Below are 15191 nucleotides of genomic sequence, written 5' to 3'. Positions count from 1 at the left end.
GCGCCAACCGGGACGGCTCCGGACCCGGCCGTCAGAGACGGTCGGAGGCGCCGCCGCCGAGAGCCGTCGCGACCAGCAGCCGGACCAGGTAGACCACGACGAAGGTGGCCGTCCCCATCGCTGCGGCCACGCCCACCGTGCTCGACGCGACGTAGCCGGCGGCCGCGCCCCCCGAGCCGAGGACGATCGCAGTCGACACACCCCAGGGCTCGACGGACTCACGGCGCAGCCGCCGCCCCCAGCCCTCGACCGGGCGGGACGACGCGACGGGTGCATCCGACGTCGATGCCCGAGGTTGGTCCGGCGGCGGCATCGGTCGGGCCTGCCTCGGTGCCACACGTGTCGGCTCGGCTTGCGGCGTCGCCGACGTGGGCAGCGGCTCGTTCGTCGTCGGCGCGCCGGCGGTGTCGTTTCCCATCTGGAGCAGGTTCTCCTGGCGGACCCGACCGCTGACCCGGACGTCCTGCCCGAGCAGCCGGATCAGCACCTGCTCGGCCGCCGGCCGGTCCGCTGGATCCTTGGCCAGACACTCCCGGATCAGTTCCTCCAGGCCCGGCGGGAGCGGCGGCAGGTCGGGCGGGTCGTTCAGGACCCGGTGCATGACCGCGAAGAGCGAGTCGTTGCCGAACGGCGGCCGGCCACTCGCGGCAAAGGCGATCGTGGCGGCCCAGGCGAAGACGTCGCAGGGCGGGGCGACCGCGTCGTTGCGGAACCGCTCCGGGGCCATGTACGCGGTCGTTCCCATCACCCGGCTGGTCACCGTCTCGGTGACCCCGAGCGCGCGGGCGATGCCAAAGTCGATCACCCGGGGGCCGTCCCGGCCGAGCACCACGTTGTCCGGCTTCAGGTCGCAGTGCACGACGTCGGAGCGGTGGATCGCGGCGAGCGCGGTGGCTGTGCCGACGGCGAGCCGGTGCAGCGCGTTGCCATTGACCGTCCCGTGTTCGCGGACGTGCCGGTGCAGGGTCGGTCCCTCGATGAACTCGCTGACCACGTAGGGCGGTTCGCCGTCCACCTCGGCGAAGAGCACCTGCGCCGTGCAGAACGGCGCGACCCGGCGTGCTGCCGCGATCTCCTTCGTGAACTGCGACCGGGCCCGGGGGTCGCGCAGGTCGATGTTGATCATCTTGACCGCGACGCGGTGCCCCTGGTCGTCCTCGCCGAGGTAGACCACGCCCTGCCCGCCCGCGCCCAGACGACCGACCAGCCGGTAGGGGCCGGCGGTGACCGGGTCGTGCGTCCACAGTGGGGTCAGCCCCGGCACCGGTGCGCCGGCCAGTCCTGTCATCCCGACTCCATCAGTGTCGTGTCCCGACCACCCGGCGGCGGAGGACACCGAGTATCGTGCCATGCCGGCACCGCACAGCCGAGGCTGTCCGACCGGGCAAACGGCGGATCCGGTGCCCGAGGCGGCGGATCTCGCTGGTGCGTGTCGCGCGCTGGAAGCCCTCGCCCAGGTGCGTGTCCGGATGGGGCGCAAACCGGGCGACGCGGGCGTGCTGCTCGACGAAATCGTCTCGATCGGGTCGCGTCGCCGCCCGTCTACGGCGATGGCTGATCGGCGTACCTCTCGGCTCACCGGCCGGTCTTCGGAGAGGCCGTCAGGAACCTGGCATCATGGCCCCGTGCGGCGAGATCCGACCAGGCCACCGGCCTCCGTGCTGGCGGGCGCCGACGTGGCGCTCGTAGGCCTGTTCTCCGCGAAGGACGATGAGTCCGGCCCAAAGCTCGACCTGCTGGCGGCTGCGGTGGAGGCACACGGCGGGCGGGTAGCGAGCCGGCACGTCCAGCGGCGGGGTGTCTCGCACGGCGGTGCGGCCAAGATGACCGAGCCGTTCTCGCGGCGGACGCTGCTCAGCGCCGGCAGAGCGCGCGAAATCGCGCAGGCGTGCCGGGCCGCGAGGGTCGGCGTCGTGGTCTTCGTGAACCCGCTGACGAGCCACCAACGCGCTGCCCTCAGCGACATGTTCGGGTGCTTCGTGATCAGCGGCGAGGAGCTTGTCGCCCCCGGCCGGTGAGCGCCCGCACATGCCACGAGTCGCGCGCAGCCTTCAGGGAGAGATCGACCGGTCGGGGTCGTTCCTCGGCCAGTGGAACCCGGTGGCTCAGCCAACCTGGATCGACACCGTCAGGTCGGTGAAGGACGCGGGGCCGGCCCCGCCGGCGGTGTACGCGAGGAACGAGGCGTCCTTGGTCAACCCGACCACGAAACGCGGACCACTTTCCGCAGTCGTGCCGGTCGTCGCGGTGGACTGCCCGGCGTCGGCGAGGTCGAGGGCGGCGTCGCGCAGCGCGTACGAGCCGAACACGTCGGTCGACGGCGGTGCCGCCGCGCGGTCGTGCGGCGAGGCCGGCACGCTCGTCGCGCCCTTCGTGACCTGCCACCGGCCGGGATCGTAGCTGTCGCCGTCGGTGAGGTAGCTCCACCGGACACCGCTGATCGACCAGTGCCCGCCGACTGCGCCGACCTGGGCCGAGCGCAGGTCGAGGATCGACACCCCGTTCGTGCCGACGACCCGCGCGGTCTCGCTCGCCGTGCCCGCTCCGGTGACCACCAGCGCGGTGTTCTCACCCACCCCGTACACCCGGTCGTGCCCGGTGTCGGCGGCGAGCCGGAGCGACCGCCCGTTGCGGCCGCGCGCGTCGAAGTGGGTGTCGACGAGGCCGGAGGTGAAGAAGTTGAAGCCACCGGCGGGCCAGTAACCGAGGATCTCGTCGGTGTCGTAGTAGCCGGTGCGGGCGCCGTCGCGGATCCCGTAGTAGCTCGACCCGCCGGTGATCATGTCGGGGCCGGCGAAGATCTGCATGCCGGCACTGGTGCCCGCGACCGGCGCGCCGGCCTGGAAGCGTTGCCGGATCGCGGCGAGTACCGCCCCGTCGGAGCCGTCGGCGTGGATCATCGACTCCACGTAGCGGAACTGGTCGCCACCGGCGAAGAAGAAACCGGTCATCGACGCGGCCAGCGCGGCGTTCGCCGCGTCGTCGCCGCTGCCCTTCTTCTTCACGCTCACCGGGATCCAGGTGACCTCCGCCGCCCCGTACCGCTCGAGGACCTTGCCCACCTGGTTGGCGGCCCAGTGCGGCGACGCCGAGGACGCGCTCAGCACGCCGATACGCGCTCCGGAGCCACCGGCCTGCCGGACGAACTCCCCGTAGACGGCGCTGTTGTCGTCGGCGAGAGCACCGCCGATCAGCATGACCGCCCCCGGTCCGCTCGCCGATCCCGCGAGATCGGCGGACGCGGCTCTGGCGGGCAGGGCCGCCGCGGTCACGGTGATGATCAGGGCGGTGAGCAGCGGCAGAAACTTGGGCCGGGTCATGGCAACCGACGCTAGACAGCCGGATGAAAGGCGTCAAGAACGCCGATGCCTGTTGGGCGACGGCTACCTGCCACCAGGGCGGGTTGCGGCGTGCCGTCAGGCAATGCCGGATCGTCGACGTTGACGGCAAGCCGTGGCCGTTGGTTGTCGGGCCGCCTAACGCGGAGTCGCGGTGGCGGAGACGGCGTTGGCGACGGCCACGCGGACCGGGTCCGGGTTCGCCCAGCTCCAGTTCGGGTGGGCGCGGTTTGTCAGGAGGACCAGGACCATCCGGCGGTCCGGGTGGACCACCAGGGAGGTGCCGGTGAAGCCGGTGTGCCCGAAGGTGCGGGGGCTGCTGAGCCTGCCCATGAACCAGGGCTGGTCGAGCACGACGCCGAGGCCGTGCGCGGAGCTGCGGTGGGGTCGTTCCGGGTCGACGGCGGGCAGGCCGGTGTTCACGTTGGTGAGCATCTGCCGGGTGATCTCTTCGGAGAGGATCCGGGTGCCGTTGTGGATGCCGCCGTTGAGCAGCAGCTGCCCGATGACGGCTACCTCGGCGGCGGTGCTGAAGATGCCGGCGTGGCCGGCGATTCCTCCCATGTGGTTGGCGACGTCGTCGTGTACCACGCCGCGGAGCAGCCCTCGGGAGGAGCGCGCGTCTGTGGCGACGAGTCGGCTCGCCTGATCTGAGGCGCTGAGCCAGGTCTTGGGGTTGAATCCGGTGTCTTTGAGGCCGAGTGGCCCGGTCAGCCCGGTCTTGAGGGCTTGGTCGAGCCGCTGTCCGGTGACCTTTTCGACCAGGAACGCGAGGACCATCAGGCCGACGCTGGAGTAGCGGAAGACCGTGCCGGGGGTTGCGTCGCTGACCAGGGGAGTGGCGAGGACCGCCGCCCGGCGGGCCGCGTCGTCGGGCAGGCCGGCGACCTTGGCTCCGACGGGTAGCCCGCTGGTGTGTGCCAGCAGCATGGCGACGGTGACCCTGGTCTTGCCCGTGCCCGTGAATCCCGGGAGGTATTCGGCCACGGGCGCGTCGAGGTCGATCCGTCCCTTGTCGACCTGTTGCAGCGCGAGGATCGCGGTGTAGACCTTGGTGATCGAGGCGAGGTCGAAGATCGAGTCGGGCCGCATCGCGACCTGCTTGGACTCGGGCAGCAGCACCGGGCCCGCGTCGTAGCGCAGCGCCTTGCCGACCCACGCCCGCGCCGTGGTGGTGCCGTTCACCTGGCAGAGCGCGATCGCGCCCGCGTACGCCGGGTGTTCGGGGTTGGCGCTGGTCGGGACGAGGTGGCGGTCGAGCTCGCGGAGCAGCCTGCGGTCGGCGAACGTGACGGGGTTGCCGGTGGTGGCTGGCGCCGCGGCCCTCGGGGCCGCATCCCGTCGCGTTGCCGGTCGCGGCGACGCGGCCGACGGGCTGGGCACGGAGGTGGGGTCGGCGGTGGCCGAACGGACCACCTCGCGGCAGCCGGCGAGGGTGGCGGCGGCGGCCGCGAGACCGGCGCCGAGCACGGTACGGCGGCGCAGTGACATGCGCGGCATCATGGCAGGTCAGCCTGACCGAATCCAGCTCGCCCGGCCGGTCCGCCCGTTCGACGGACAGTGTGCCTACCTGATGGGCGGATGGCGACGTCGTCGTGTGGCCTCCGGCTTGGAAGGGACCGCAGCCGCCCGGCGCCGTGACCGCCCGTGCTTGCCGACACGGAGGGGTTGACGAGCAGCTGACCGCGGCCCGCCAACCCCCGACACGTGCGTGGTTACTTGACGCCGCCGGCCCGGAATGCCACCCAGGCGTCGCTCATCCGGTCCGCCTGGCCCGGGGTGAACATGTTCATGCAGGCGTCCTGCGTGTAGTCCATGAAGTTGTGGATCGGGTCCAGCCCGGGTGCCGTGCAGGTGTCCGCGCCCACCGGGCAGTTGAACTGCGGCGCCGCCTCCCGCGGGGTGTCCGCGACGTAGTCGCCGGCAGCGGAGCACCCGTGCGCGAAGGTGTGCTCCAGCATCAGCCAGTGCCCGACCTCGTGCGTCAGCGTGTCACCCAGGGCGTACTTGCCCGCCGTGCCGCCCGGCATCGACTCGTCGAGCATCACCACGCCGTCGATGTAGTCGCGGCCGTTGTTGTAACCCTTCGGGAAGTACGCCCAGCCGAGGAGCCCGCCGCCGATGTTCGCCGCGTACACGTTCAGGGTGCGGGAGTCGCCGGTGTACAGGGCACGCTTCATGTCCCGCTCGTTCTTGCCCGGCACGACCGTGTACCAGTCGCTGTTCACCGTCCACGTCGTGTCGACGAGCGAGAACCGGAACGGCGTGTCGGAGGCGTTCGCCGCGGTGCGGCCCGCGAACGAATCGTTGAGCACCGTCATCTGCGCCGCGATCAGGGTGTTCCACCTGTTCGTCTCGGCCGCGCTGAGGGGGTGGTCGGAGATCATGTGGAAGACCGTGGGCACGGTGACGCTGCCGTTGGGCAGGCGCGGCGAATCCTTGATCACGCCGTAGGCGTTCGCCTCGTTCTTGGAGTACAGCTCCGGCTCCTGCGCGGTGGCGCCCTCGGCGACCCGTGCCGCGCTGTGCCCCTCGGCCCCCGGCTCACACTCCGCGACACCCGCGGAGGCGGTCACGGACCCTGCCGTGCCCACCGCCGCGGAGGCCCCACCGGCCGCCAGGAACGTCGCCGCGGTAGCGGTCAGGACTGCCAGTTGGAACGTCAGTCTCCTGTGCATCGTTGCACCTTTCACGCATGGGGGATGGGGTCGTGGAGCGGGACGAACGAGGGTCGACCCGACCAGCTCACAGACATCGTCGTCTCGGTATGAGAACACGCCGCCGGCGGTAACAACAGGCCCCAAGTGAGGGAGCATCGCCGGTCCGTCGGCGTTCGACGGCAGCATTCCGGCATCGAAGATCCAACGAATGGCCCTGTCCGAGCCCCGTGGCGGCTGGTGGCGGCCGGGCCTCGTGGGCTGCTGCCGCCGGCCGCCATCGCCGGTCAGCCGCATACCGGCCCCTCGGACCTGCTCCACCAACCGCGTGACCAGGCCAAGCCGCCGTGGGGTTGGGTGTGGGCGGCGTCGTGTGGGCCGGCGGAGACGGGGACGCTGGCAGCCGCCGGCCGCCCGGAGCGGCCCGGCTGGCCGGGTGGTGTCTGTGTGCACCACAAACTGCTCACCCGGCGGCCTCGGATCAGGGCAGCGGGTCGGCGGTTCCGACCGGCACCTCCGGCCGGCAACGGCGCAGCCGGGCGGCCGCGAGCCGCCCGCCGACGGCCAGCCCGTAGCGGTCGACGGCGGCGAGTCCGTACGCGCTGCAGGTCGGGGTGTACCGGCACTGCCCCGGCCAGCGGTGCGACAGCCAGCGGCGGTAGCCGCGGATCGCGGCGAGACCGGCCCGGTCCAGGGTTCCCGGCCGATTGCCGGCCGATCGGCCCTCACGGGCGGGTGCCCGGCCACCGGCGACGCCCGCCACGGCGGCGCCCAGGGTGAGCAGGGTGGAGTAGAGCCCGAAGTCGCAGCAGCCCGGGCTGCTGCAAGGGTCGTCGCCACAGGAGTCCAGGGCCCCCTTGCGGCCCTTGCAGCCGGGTCCCTGACGACGGGAGCCGACCTGGCTGTGGCAGTGGCCCATGGCGTGGCAGGCGGCCGAGTTACGGCAGCGGCAGGGCCCCTGGCTCCCGGAGTGGCCGGCGCTGTTGATCGTCATGGGTGGGATCATGCCTGGTCGGGGCAAGACGCCCGGCCGGGGATGCACCCGGAGCCTGTTGGTGGTCGCGGTCATCGGAGATCGACGTTGCCGTGGGCCCGTGCGGATGCGCGGGCTTGGACTCCCTACCGTTGGCCGCCTTCACCCCGCGCGTCATTGCGCCGCCGTGGGGCCGCCAGGATCAGGACGGTTAGCACGAGGGCGGCGCCGAGGCCGAGGCCGGCGGGCACGGACAGGGACGACGATTCCCCGGCCCCGCCGTGTTGCTCGCCCTTGACGGGGACCACGGGGCGATCGTGCTTCTTTTCCTCGGGTGCGACCAGGTGGCCGACGGACGCGCCGGCAGGAAGAGCGAAGCCCCAGTCGAGCAGCGCTGCCGCCTCACCCAGACTCCCCAGCGGCGCGGTCTCCGCCCCGAGCAGGGTCACCGCGAGCCGTCGCCCGTTGCGTTCGGCTACGCCGACGTACGTCTGCCGAGCCAGGTCGGTGAAGCCCGTCTTTCCTCCGAGCGTCCCGGGGTAGTGGCCCAGCAGCGTCTGGTCATGGGTGATCTCGATTGCCGGGTTCTCCGGCCGTGCCGGTATCTGTGCCACCTCGGTGGCGATGTAGCGCCGGAAGTCCTCGCGGGCGAAGACGGTTCGCGCGATCAGCGCGAGGTCGTACGCGCTGGTGTACTGGCCGGGGCCGTCCAAGCCGGAGGGCGTTGCGGCGTGTGTCTGGTTCGCGCGCAGCCGCTGCGCCTCGTCGTTCATCGCGTCGACTCCGCCCTGCCTGCCGGCGGCGCCGCCGCCGACGCGAGCCAGCACGTTGGCCGCGTCGTTCCCCGACTTGAGGAGAAGCCCCAGCCACAAGCTCTCGATCGAGTACCGGCCGCCTTCGACCACCCCCATCAGCGAACTCGCCGGATCGAGATCGCGCAGATCCGCCCGGGTCACCTGAACGACGTCGGCCGGATCGAGGCGGGGCATCAGGGACGCCGCGAGCAGCAGCTTCTGCACGCTGGCTGGCGTTCGGTGCTCGTGGGGGCCGCACCCGCCCAGGACCTCACCGCTGTTGAGGTCCGCCACGAGCCACGCGGTGGCGGTCACTGCCGGAGCTTTCGGCGCATCCGCAGGGATGGCCAGTCCCGGCGTCGCCAGCGCCTGCCCCCCGACCGCCCGCTGAGCGGGGTCAACCGGTGGCGGAGACGGCATGGCGGGCGGAGGAACCGACGGCTTCACGGCGGGGCATGGCACGTACGGCGTGGCTACCGCCGGCGTTGGTGTCACGACGAGCGCGCCAGCGGGCAGAACCAGGAGCGCGCTGAGCGTCAAGGCGGTAACCCGAAAGTCAGTCACGTTAACGTACGGTAATCGTCGCAGAGGCGGGTACGGTGCGATTGGAGAAAAGCACGTCGCGGTGACTGCGAGCATGCCCGGGCACTGAAGCCGGTGGCCTCGGTGGCCGATTCCCTGCCGCGGCCACATGGCAAAGGGGCCGACGGCTCCATGTTTGCGCTGCTCAGAGGCGGGTAGCCTGCCGTTTGCGGCTGCCGGAAGCCGACCGCCGGAACCGGGCGGGGGCACCCGGCGGCGGCTCGGGGCCGGGTCAGCCGGTGCGGCGGGTGCGGGCCAGAGCCAGCCCACCGAGGACGCTGCTGATCAGCCCCACCACCAGGGCCACGTAGGCTCCGCCGCGCCCGTTGCCGGTGCCGATGCCACTGTCGGAGGTCGCCACGACCAGTCCACCGAGGGCGATGCCGATCAGCCCCGCCACCAGGGCCGCGGTGGCTCCGCCGCGCCCGTTGCCGATGCCGATGCGACTGGAGGGGCGGGCCAGAGCGAGCCCGCCGATGATCACGCCGATCAGCCCCAGCACGGCGGCCACGCTGGCCCCGATTCGCCCGGCGCTCATGGTGTAGACACTGGCCGCGGCCGGCTGGGCCGAGACGTGCGCGGCCGCCGGTGCGGCAAGTCCGAACGCCCCGAGCAGGGCGGCTGCGGCGGCGGCAAACATGTGGCGGATGGACATCGAGGATTCCTTCGGTCGCGTGACGGGTACAGGCGGCAGCGTATGTACCAGCGTGGCTCCGGGTCGTCATGCCGGAGTTGCCGATGGGCCTACCACCCGGGTTGTACGCGCTCCGGGCGTCGTACCGCTGCGGTTGTCTCCCCGTACCGGCGCAACCGCACACTCGCCCCGCAGGCAGATCCGACGAGCCGCACCGCCAGGCACCCGGCGTGCCCGGGAGGTTGTTGTCAGGAGCGGGCGAGCCAGCCGGGGACGGTCAGGCCGGACTCGTACGCGAGGATCACCAACTGGGCCCGGTCCCGGACCTGGGCCTTGGTCATGATCCGGCTGACGTGCGTCTTCGCGGTGGCCGGGCTCAGCACCAGCCGCGCCGCGATCTCGTCGTTGGACAGGCCGGCGGCGACCAGCGCCATCACCTCACGCTCCCGTTCGGTGAGCGCGCTCAGCCGCGGCCCCGGGTCCGGATGCGTGGCCCGGGCGGTGAACTCGGAGATCAGCCGGCGGGTGATCGACGGCGCGATGAGTGCGTCACCGCGCGCCACCACCCGCACTCCGTGGATCAGCTCCGCCGGCTCGGTGTCCTTGACCAGGAAGCCGCTCGCGCCGGCCCGCAGCGCGCCGTAGACGTAGTCGTCCAGGTCGAAGGTGGTCAGGATGACCACGCGGACATCGGAGCTCGCGGCGATCTCCCGGGTGGCGGCCAGGCCGTCCAGCACGGGCATCCGGACGTCCATGAGGACGACGTCCGGCCGCAGCTGCCGGGCGAGCCGCACCGCCTCGGCGCCGTCGGCGGCCTCGCCGACCACCTCGATGCCGTCCTCGCCGTCAAGGATGGACCGGAACCCCGCGCGTACCAGGGTCTGGTCGTCGGCGAGCAGCACCCGGATCACGCCGCGCCCCCCGGTTCCGATCGCCGCGCCGGCGCTCCCGCCGGCACCGGGTCGGGCCGCAGCGGGAGGCGGGCGCGCACCCGGAAGCCGCCGTCCGGCCCGGGGCCCGTGCTCAGCGAACCGCCCAACGTCTGGGCCCGCTCGCCCATGCCGAGGATCCCGTTGCCGGGCGGGCCCGGTGCGCCGGTGCCGTCGTCCTCGACCTCCACCAGCACGTCGTCGTGGTCGGGCCGGACTCGGATCACCGCGGCGGCCGCGCCCGCGTGCCGGGTCACGTTCGTGAGCGCCTCCTGGACGATCCGGTACGCCGCCAGGTCGACCTCCGGTGGTAGCGGCCGGGTTTCGGTCAGCTCGGTGCGGATCTCCAATCCGGACCGGCCGGCCGCCGTGACCAGCTCGTACAGGCGATTCAGACCGGGTGTGGGCGCGGTCGGCGCCTCGCCCTCCTGCCGCAGGATCCCGAGAGTCGTACGCAACTCGCGCAGCGTCTCCTTGCTCGTCTGTTTGATCGCGGTCAGGGCCTGCGCGGACCGGGTGGGGTCCGGCCGGTGCAGCGCGGCGCTGGCCTGCACGTTGATCAGCGAGAGGTGGTGCCCGAGCACGTCGTGCAGCTCGCGGGCGATGCGCAGCCGCTCCTCGGTGGCCCGGCGCCGGGCCTCCTCCTCCATCCGCTGCTCGGCGGCGAGCGCCCGGGCCTGTCCCTCGGCGAGGTAGGCCCGGCGGTTGCGGGTCACGCCGACGATGACCGCGACGAGCCAGCCGGCGTGCAGCAGCGTCGCCCCGTTCGCACTGTTTGCTGTCCTGTTGTAGCTGTCCGCGACGGCGAAGGCGAGCACCGAGGCGAGACCGAGCCCGACGGCGACCGCGAGGTGCCCCTCGTCGACGACGGTGTAGAGCGCCACGACGAACACCAGCATGATCGGCCCGGGCCGGTGCAGCAACACTCCGTACGCGCCGACGGCGGCCAGCGCCACCACGCCCACCGCGACCGGATGGCGGCGGCGGACGTACAGCGCGCCGGAAGAGGCCAGCACGGCCAGCAGCGCCGCCCGTTCAGCGGCGGTGTCGATGCCACGCGACTGCACCACCAGGCCGACGAGGGCCACCAGGCCGACCACGAGCACCAGGGCGATGTTCGCCGGACGGCCCTGCCATCGCCACCTCGACATGCGCCGAAGCCTAACCTCCCGGCACTGGCCGGGAGAACATCCGACCGGCGGGCGTGCGGTCAGGTGGCGGGCGACCCGCGCTCCACACCTGTCTGGACGTCATAGCGGTGGCGGTGATCGGAGCCGGGCGGCGTCGGCCTGCCCGCGCGTGCTGTCGGCCAGGCATCGGGGGCACGGACGGCGGATCGCTCACAGTAGACGGTCGGTGACAGAATCGCCGTGTCCGGCCGTGCGGTGTTCTGGTCTCCGCTCGCCGGCTGGTTCGCGGGCGCGCTCTTCGCTCTCTGGCCGGCGACAGCCGGAGCGCTGCTGGTCGACGGCGTGTACGCCCGGGTGGGCATGGCGGTCGCGGGGGAGCCGCAGCCGGAACCGGCTGATTGAACCGGGTACAGCTCAGAGCGTCGCAACGAGGCGGAACCGCTCCAGCACGACCGGCGTGTCGTCGTTCACGGTGAAGTCCGGTCTGCCCAGCCAGCCCCGGTAGTCCGTCCCGTGCCAGTAGTCCTCGTGCCCGGCTCGCCAGGCCGCAACCGAGTCGTCCCCTTCGCCTTCGTCGCGAGCGTGGTCGAAATCGACGTCGCCAAGTCGGCTGACACGCACGTCGGTCACTTCGATCACTGCGACCCGGCGGCCGGCGGAGTCGATCACCGCCGCTCGGGTGCCCACCACCGGCAGCGGCTCGCCGTCGATCTCGTAGTCCTGGAGCAGACCGGTGGTGGTGGTCTTCGTCCCGTCGAGTACGGCGGCGACCAGCTTGTCGCGCAGCGGGCCAGGGAAGGCGAACTCGAACGCGGGCAGATCAGCGATCACCCGGACGAGGGTAGTGCGGTGTCCACAGACGTTCACCGGGTTTTCCGGCGGGCACCAAACAACCACCCCTGGCAGGGCTCCGCGTCGGCGTCGAGCTCAGACGAGCAGCCCGCCCGTCGCACGGATGTTCTGACCGGTGATCCACCGGGCGTCGGACCCGGCGAGGAAGGCGACCACGGCCGCGATGTCGTCGGGCTGGCCGAGCCGTTGCAACGCGGTGAGGGCGGCGGTCTGGGCCAGCGCCTCCGAAGGGTTGGCGGCGCGCAGCAGGTCGGTGTCGGTCGCGCCGGGCGAGATCGTGTTGACGGTGATGCCACGGGCGCCGAACTCTCGGGCGGCGACCGCTGTGAACTGTTCGAGCGCGGCTTTGCTGGCGCAGTAGAGGGAGTGGCCGGGCGCCGGCACCACCGTGTTGAGGGTGGAGATGTTGATGATGCGGCCCTGGTCGCGCAGCACCGGCGCCGCTTCGCGCATGGCCAGCACGGGGAACTTGGTGTTGACCGTCAACACTCGGTCGAACTCGTCCTCGGTGATGTCCGCGATCAGCGCTCGGGGGTTGACAGCGGCGTTGTTGACGAGGATGTCCAAGCCGTCGCGAACCGGCTGGAACATCGCCGAGATGCTGGTGAGGTCCTCCTGGTCGGCGCGGACGGCGATCGTGCCGGCGAGTTGGCTGACGAGGTCGTCGGCTGCCGCCTTGTTCTCCTTGTACGTGAACACGACCGTCGCGCCTTCGCGGGCGAGTCGATGCACGATCGCCCGGCCGATTCCCCGCGAACCGCCGGTGACGAGTGCGGTCTTGCCGGTGAGCCTCATGCCGGGGACGCTAGCCGGGGGAGAGCTCCTGGTATTGAAAGAATGCGCACAGCTCGGTCGGGGTCAGGCCGGACATGGCGCGTACCTCACGGTTGAAGTGCGGCTGGTCGGCGTAGCCGCAGTCGACCGCCGTCCGTGGCAGGCCGGCGGATCGGGTGAGCATGCGCAGGGCGCGCTGAAACCGAGCGATCCTGGCGACAGTTCCGGGCGACAGGCCGATCTGTCGCTGGAACCGGAGCTCGAGGGTGCGCCGGCTGACGCCGAGCTCGTCGGCCAACGCGCTGATCCGGAGCCGATCCGCCGATTGCTGAAGTCGCCGCCAGGCACGCATCGTCAGCCCGTCCGGCCCGGTCTCCGCGGCAAGCCGAGCGGTCAGGAAGTCGTCCAGCAACGCGAACCACGCCGGCCGGTCCGGTGCCTCCCCGAGTCGCTCGGCCAACTCCGCCTCCCGGTGGCCGAGGACGTCCGCCAGCCGGAAGGTGCCGCCGGCCACCTCCCGCATCGGCACGCCGAGGAGTGCGGTCACTCCGGCCGGCGTCAGGCCGATCGAGACGCCGTCCCCCCACGCGGTCTGCTCGTAGACGACGGGGTCACTTCGGGGCCCGGTGACCACCCTGCTCGGCCCGGCGAAGTCGACGATCATCGTGGCCAGGTTCATCGGCAGGACCCGGTGCCGTACGGCTGCTCCCGAACCTGAACGGAAGCCCGCGTAACCCACGACATACGGCCGCAGTCGCGGATGCGGGAGGCTGGCGATCGTCTCGCACGGCTCAGGAGGGACCCGCACCGGTATGGAGTGCACGTGGCTCACAGCCGCCATCATCCACGCGTCTGGGGACTGGTTCGAGTCGCAGTGGCGCGTCGCTGACCCGCCCACACATCGATTTGCCGGGCATCCGCTTCGGTCGACAGCGTCTCCTGGGTGCCTGCGCGGCGCACGGCTCGGCCGTGGCGCCACCGTGTCGGTCGTTCGGCGGGTCGGGCATCGGATTCCGGGCGCGCCGGCGATCGTGACCGGCGGCCACACCCCGGCGCCGCCGTCCTCGCGCCTGTTCTCGTGCGGCCCCGCCGGCGCGGACGGCCGGTTGCGCGGTTACCCTGCGGCGGTGGTGGTCGGTGAGGACGGGGAGCGGTTGGCGGCGTCGCTGGCTGACCGGCTCGACGCGGTCTCTTTCACCGACCTGACGACGGACCAGGTCACCGCCCGGCTGATCGACGCGGTGGTCGACTGGGCGGAACAGCGGGGCTGGCGGGTCTACCGGCGGGCGTTCAGCGTGCTGCCGCTGCCGCCGCCGATGTCCGCACAGCAGTCGGTGCTCGACGTGGCCTGTGCCCGCCCGGACGGCCCGCCGGTCGTCGTCGAGGTCGATCACGGTACGCGCCGCCGCACGTGGGAGAAGCTGCTCGCCGAAGCCGACGCGGGGCGGGTCCCGCTGTGGGTGCGCTGGGGTGCCGGCCGGTTCACGGCACCGCCTCCGCCGATCCGGATGGTGACCTGCGAGGTGAGCCGGCGACCGGACCCGACTGGCCGGGGCAGGGTGCACAGCCGCTCGCCGCGAGCCGACATGCTGCCGCCGGCGCACTCCGCCGTGCGGGTGGGAGCGGTCGCCGCCGTCGAACTGCCGCTGCCGCCGCCGGAGTCACCCGACGTCGAGGACTGAGATGGCCCCTGCCCAGGCCGCAGGCGGCACGGCACTGTCGTCGCGGTCGTGACCACAGATCATGCAGGTCAGTCACTTGATCGTCAGCCAGCGCCTGTTATTTCGCGGGCCCCGCGCCAGTTGATCCGCGTTTCGGGAGCGGGACGGGGACCAGCGATCCCCGCAGGGCACCAGGGCCGTTTTGGCCTGTGTTCCCCACGGCGTCGCTGCCTTGCACGGGTGACGACGTACAACCGCCGGCTCAGGCGAAGTCGCGGTGCTTCAGCTTTGCCCTCCGGCCGTCCGGATGGTGCCAGACGATGCCCTCGTACTGAGGGTGCGCCAGCAGCCAGTTACGCAGGCCGGCCAGGTCGCGCGGCACGTCCAGCCTCTCCGCGTCGCCGTGCGGTACGAGTTCGTGACCCCGTACGCCCTCGGGGTTCCCGTTGATCTTCGGGCCGATCAGCTCGTAGGTGCCGGCGCGGCGCCGCTCGGGCGCGGCGGCGAGAGCCTCGGCGTGGTACCGCGCGTACGGCGACTGCGCGATCGGCTCCCACCCCACGGTCTTGCCCGTGACCTCGTCCGTCATCACCGGCCGGTAGCCGGGCGGTCGCGTCCGGCCGGGCCGCACCTCGCGCCGTGCCCACCAGGTGCCGTCCTCGTCGAGCATGACGCAGGTGCCGTCGTACTTGCGCGTCGGCGTTCCCTCGCCGTCGAGGACCCATTGGCAGGCAGGGTCTGCCTCGGGCAGGACGCGCTTGCGGTCGTCCGGGTCGCGGCGGAACAGCGTGGGGATCTTGTTCACGCCCGCATGGTCTCACCAGTGCAAAACGGATATCACCTCGCGTTGCCGCCAGGACTGGCGCG

The 15191-nt window shown here is 72.1% G+C and carries 16 protein-coding genes; 3 read left to right on the top strand and 13 right to left on the bottom strand.

From position 1 onward, the window contains the following. Positions 1-31: 31 nt before the first annotated feature. The gene (locus ACZ6O2_RS12410) at positions 32-1288 is read right to left on the bottom strand and encodes a serine/threonine-protein kinase (RefSeq protein WP_466022885.1); all 1257 of its coding nucleotides are present in this window, start codon (positions 1286-1288) and stop codon (positions 32-34) included. Between the two features lie 112 nt (positions 1289-1400). On the opposite strand from ACZ6O2_RS12410, the gene ACZ6O2_RS12405 reads away from it, so the two are divergent. Continuing rightward, positions 1401-2018, top strand: coding sequence for an HflX-like GTP-binding protein (locus ACZ6O2_RS12405; protein ID WP_466022884.1), 618 nt, complete (start codon positions 1401-1403; stop codon positions 2016-2018). An 87-nt stretch (positions 2019-2105) separates the two neighbouring features. On the opposite strand, the gene ACZ6O2_RS12400 is transcribed toward ACZ6O2_RS12405, so the two are convergent. The 8 genes from ACZ6O2_RS12400 to ACZ6O2_RS12365 form a co-directional block, all read right to left on the bottom strand. Further along, on the bottom strand, positions 2106-3320 hold the full coding sequence (locus ACZ6O2_RS12400; RefSeq protein WP_466022883.1) for a cyanophycinase: 1215 nt from the start codon (positions 3318-3320) through the stop codon (positions 2106-2108). A gap of 156 nt (positions 3321-3476) precedes the next feature. Next, entirely contained in the window at positions 3477-4829 is a 1353-nt protein-coding gene (locus ACZ6O2_RS12395) for a serine hydrolase domain-containing protein (protein ID WP_466022882.1), read from the bottom strand. A 224-nt stretch (positions 4830-5053) separates the two neighbouring features. Next, positions 5054-6016 (bottom strand): zinc metalloprotease, encoded by a 963-nt coding sequence (locus ACZ6O2_RS12390; protein WP_350712160.1) that lies wholly within the window; start codon positions 6014-6016, stop codon positions 5054-5056. A 460-nt stretch (positions 6017-6476) separates the two neighbouring features. Beyond that, the gene (gene yidD, locus ACZ6O2_RS12385; RefSeq protein WP_466022881.1) at positions 6477-6989 is read right to left on the bottom strand and encodes a membrane protein insertion efficiency factor YidD; all 513 of its coding nucleotides are present in this window, start codon (positions 6987-6989) and stop codon (positions 6477-6479) included. Positions 6990-7114: 125 nt separating this feature from the next. Then, the gene (locus tag ACZ6O2_RS12380) at positions 7115-8326 is read right to left on the bottom strand and encodes a D-alanyl-D-alanine carboxypeptidase family protein (protein ID WP_466022880.1); all 1212 of its coding nucleotides are present in this window, start codon (positions 8324-8326) and stop codon (positions 7115-7117) included. A 250-nt stretch (positions 8327-8576) separates the two neighbouring features. After that, positions 8577-8999, bottom strand: coding sequence for a DUF6223 family protein (locus tag ACZ6O2_RS12375; protein ID WP_466022879.1), 423 nt, complete (start codon positions 8997-8999; stop codon positions 8577-8579). A gap of 227 nt (positions 9000-9226) precedes the next feature. Then, complete coding sequence (locus ACZ6O2_RS12370) at positions 9227-9889, bottom strand: response regulator transcription factor (RefSeq protein WP_350712163.1); 663 nt, start codon at positions 9887-9889, stop codon at positions 9227-9229. After that, complete coding sequence (locus ACZ6O2_RS12365) at positions 9886-11058, bottom strand: sensor histidine kinase (RefSeq protein WP_466022878.1); 1173 nt, start codon at positions 11056-11058, stop codon at positions 9886-9888. The genes ACZ6O2_RS12370 and ACZ6O2_RS12365 overlap by 4 nt, the downstream gene beginning before the upstream one ends. Positions 11059-11277: 219 nt before the next feature. Between ACZ6O2_RS12365 and ACZ6O2_RS12360 the strand changes: the two genes are divergently transcribed. Then, positions 11278-11439, top strand: coding sequence for a hypothetical protein (locus ACZ6O2_RS12360; protein WP_466022877.1), 162 nt, complete (start codon positions 11278-11280; stop codon positions 11437-11439). Positions 11440-11451: 12 nt separating this feature from the next. On the opposite strand, the gene ACZ6O2_RS12355 is transcribed toward ACZ6O2_RS12360, so the two are convergent. From ACZ6O2_RS12355 to ACZ6O2_RS12345, 3 genes are all read right to left on the bottom strand, one after another. After that, complete coding sequence (locus ACZ6O2_RS12355; protein ID WP_466022876.1) at positions 11452-11868, bottom strand: ASCH domain-containing protein; 417 nt, start codon at positions 11866-11868, stop codon at positions 11452-11454. A 96-nt stretch (positions 11869-11964) separates the two neighbouring features. Continuing rightward, complete coding sequence (locus tag ACZ6O2_RS12350) at positions 11965-12684, bottom strand: SDR family oxidoreductase (RefSeq protein WP_466022875.1); 720 nt, start codon at positions 12682-12684, stop codon at positions 11965-11967. A 10-nt stretch (positions 12685-12694) separates the two neighbouring features. Beyond that, positions 12695-13504, bottom strand: a complete 810-nt coding sequence (locus tag ACZ6O2_RS12345) for an AraC family transcriptional regulator (RefSeq protein WP_466022969.1) — start codon at positions 13502-13504, stop codon at positions 12695-12697. A gap of 286 nt (positions 13505-13790) precedes the next feature. On the opposite strand from ACZ6O2_RS12345, the gene ACZ6O2_RS12340 reads away from it, so the two are divergent. After that, a complete protein-coding gene (locus ACZ6O2_RS12340; protein WP_466022874.1) occupies positions 13791-14345 on the top strand; it encodes a hypothetical protein in 555 nt (184 codons plus the stop codon). A gap of 241 nt (positions 14346-14586) precedes the next feature. Here ACZ6O2_RS12340 and ACZ6O2_RS12335 read toward each other — a convergent pair whose 3' ends face one another. After that, positions 14587-15129 (bottom strand): RNA ligase 1 family protein, encoded by a 543-nt coding sequence (locus tag ACZ6O2_RS12335; protein WP_466022873.1) that lies wholly within the window; start codon positions 15127-15129, stop codon positions 14587-14589. Positions 15130-15191 lie beyond the last annotated feature (62 nt).

It is taken from the genome of Micromonospora sp. NPDC048040, assembly GCF_055587185.1.
Note: the sequence above shows the minus strand (reverse complement) of the source record. Positions and strands in the feature narration are given on the sequence as shown.